The 2,848-nt window shown below is 63.4% G+C and carries 2 protein-coding genes and 1 pseudogene; 2 read left to right on the plus strand and 1 reads right to left on the minus strand.

Features of this window, described 5'->3' with window-relative positions:
• Positions 1-681 (plus strand): cytidylate kinase-like family protein (locus QAT43_RS14730; protein ID WP_305043847.1); only part of this gene is annotated, 681 nt, incomplete at its 5' end.
• A gap of 24 nt (positions 682-705) precedes the next feature.
• Entirely contained in the window at positions 706-2,583 is a 1,878-nt protein-coding gene (locus tag QAT43_RS14735) for an aldehyde ferredoxin oxidoreductase C-terminal domain-containing protein (RefSeq protein ID WP_305043848.1), read from the plus strand.
• A 19-nt stretch (positions 2,584-2,602) separates the two neighbouring features.
• Here the strand turns inward: QAT43_RS14735 and QAT43_RS14740 are convergent.
• A pseudogene (locus QAT43_RS14740) lies at positions 2,603-2,848 on the minus strand (ATP-binding protein); the annotation flags it as partial.

Genomic DNA, 2,848 nt, shown 5'->3' on the forward strand with positions numbered 1-2,848 from the left:
GCCCCCTCGGTAGAACAGCGGATGCGTGCCTATCACGATCTCACCCATCGCGCCCAGACGGTGAAGAAAAGCGCCCCGCCCAAGCCGACCATCACCCTGTCGCGGCAGTTCGGCTGCGAGGCCTTTCCCGTGGCCGAGGAACTGATCCGGCGCGCCCAGGAAATCACCGGCGAACCCTGGCTGCTGGTGGATAAGGCCCTGCTCGACGAAGTGGCCCGGGAACACCGCATTGACCCCGACATCATGCAGTCTCTGGGCGAGGGGCCGCGCTGGATCGATGACATCTTCGCCAGTTTTTCCGATCGCTGGAAGGCCGATGCCGACTACTATCGGCTGCTCGGCGAGCAGGTGCTGATGATCGCCGCCACCGGCAACGCGGTCATCGTCGGCTTGGGGGCGGCCATCATCACCAAGGCCATGAAAAACTGCCATCATTTCCGCCTGATCGCCGACCAGGATTTCAAGGTGCGCTCCATCGCGCGGCGCATGAACCTTAGCCCCCAGGACGCGGAACTGATGGTCCTGGAGCGGCAGAAGGAGCGCGACCGGATCATCCGCCGGGTGCTCGATGCCGATGAGCATGACCCGCTGCTCTATCATGCCTTGTTCAACAACGCCAAGCTGCGCAATCCGCAGATCGCCCGCATGATTCTCGGTCATGTCCTGCACAATGAGAGTTAGGCGCGCAACCTCGAGGTGAGCTTCATGGATCTGTTTCAACGGGTGCTGCTGGTCGATGCGGCCAATGGTTTCTACAAAACCAGGAAATACGGCTTGGATCGGTATTTCGGGCCGGTGGATCTGGGCATCCACCTCGCCAAGACCTATCGCAGCCTCAATTTCGGCGTGGGGATTTTCGCCGGGTCGATCTTTCCGGGGTCCAACCGCATGGTGCTGACCGGCTTCTCCCCCTGCTGGCAGGGCTATTACATCAGTTCCATGGGCGGGGCGGGGCTGGTGTTCGACAACCTCGGCATCAATATGCTCAGCCTGGTGGGCAAGGCGCCGCTGCCCTCGGTGCTCTATCTCAACCGCAACCACGGGGAAGAGATCGAGGTGGAGGTGGTGCCCGTCGCCGTGGAAAGCATCTGGAAGCAAGGGCGCACCGGGGCCTATGCCCTGACCGACCGGGTCTTTGAGATGTTCGGAGGCCGCTACCAAAACGATCCGCGCATCCTGGTCACCGGCCCGGCGGCCATGCACACCGACATGGGCGGCATTCTATCGGTGCCCATCACCAAGGGCAGGATCACTCCCGTCGATACCTGGGCCGGTCGCGGCGGTCTGGGCAGCGCCCTTCTGCAAAACCACGGCATCGTGGCGATCATCTACGGTGGCACCCAAGTGGACGAGGACTTTCGCGACCGCAAGGTGGCCGACGAGTGGTTCCAGAACAAGTACCGCCAGCGGCTGGCGCAAAAAGACCTGGAAGTGACCACCAAGTACCGCTACGACGAGAAGTTCAATACCGGCGGCACCTTCGGCGTCAACTACGCGGGCATGGGGGGCAAGCTGCTGGCCTTCAACTACCGCAGCATCCACTGGACGGAACCAGAGCGCCAGGCCCTGCAGCAGAGCCTGGTGGTCGAGCACTATTTGCGGCAGTTCAACGAGGAAACCATCCAGACCAAGCAGCAGGCCACCTGCGGCGAGCCCTGCGCCGCCCTGTGCAAGAAAATGCACGGCACGTACAAGAAGGATTACGAGCCCTACCAGACCCTGGGGCCCTTGTGCGGCATCTTCGATCAACGGGCGGCGGAGCAGCTCAACCACCACGGCGACGCCATGGGCTTTGATGCCATCTCCCTGGGCGGGGTGCTGGCCTGGCTGATGGACCTGCTCGACGCCGGGCTGCTCAAGCCCGAGGAGTTGGGGGTTAGCCGCCTGCCGCACTGGGAGGTGGCGGGCTTCGATGTGGTCGGCGATTCCCGGCACAATGCCGAACTGGGCTGCGAACTCATCGACGCCATCCTCGAGCGGCGCGGCATTCTCGATTTCCGCGAGGGGGTGCGCAAATGGAGCCGCATCCATTCCCGGGCCCGCGGCACCGCCCTGCACGACCGCCTGGTCTATACCGCCTTCGGCCGGCGCGGCTGGATGGTGCCCAACCAGTACTGGGTGCCGGGGGTTTTGGCTCCCATGGCCATCATGGGCAAGTATTACATGCTCTACAGCTACGATTTCGTGCCGCCGCGCACCCTGGGCCGCATGTGCGCCGAGCGCATGAAAAAGGAGCTGATCCTCGACAACCTCGGCGTCTGCCGCTTCCATCGCGGCTGGGCCGAGGAGATGCTGCCCGAGGTGCTGGGCTCCCTTTATGGCAACCGTGAGCCCTTCCTGCGCGCCATCGAAGTCCTGGCCAGCCGCCTGCACAGTGGCAACAGCCCGATTTTCTGGGAGTCGCGGGCCAACATCGACTATCTGCACACCTTCCTCAAGCGCAAGCGCGAGGTTGATCAGGTCGCGGATCCGCGCCTGCTAGAGTGGCTGGAGAAATTCGACCAGGATGCCGTCGAGGCCGCCCGGGATTTCTGGTACGAGACCCTCAAGGGCATCGACGAAAGCCTGCGGGAGTTTTTCTGAAGCGTAATCTTCCCAAGCTTCAGCCCGGCGAGCGCCGATCCAGGCTGCGATACTGGATGGCCTCGGCGAGATGGGCCTGGGTGAGGGTCGGGCTTTCGTTGAGATCGGCGATGGTGCGGGCCAGTTTGAGGATGCGCGCGTAGGAGCGCGCCGAAAGCCCCAGGCGGTCGGTGACCATTTCCAGCAGCTTGTGGCCGGCCTCGTCCACGGCGCAGAAGCGGCGGATGTGACGCGCCTGCATTTGCGCGTTGCAGTGCAGGCCGAA

It is taken from the genome of Geoalkalibacter sp. (assembly GCF_030604225.1).
Taxonomy (GTDB): domain Bacteria; phylum Desulfobacterota; class Desulfuromonadia; order Desulfuromonadales; family Geoalkalibacteraceae; genus Geoalkalibacter.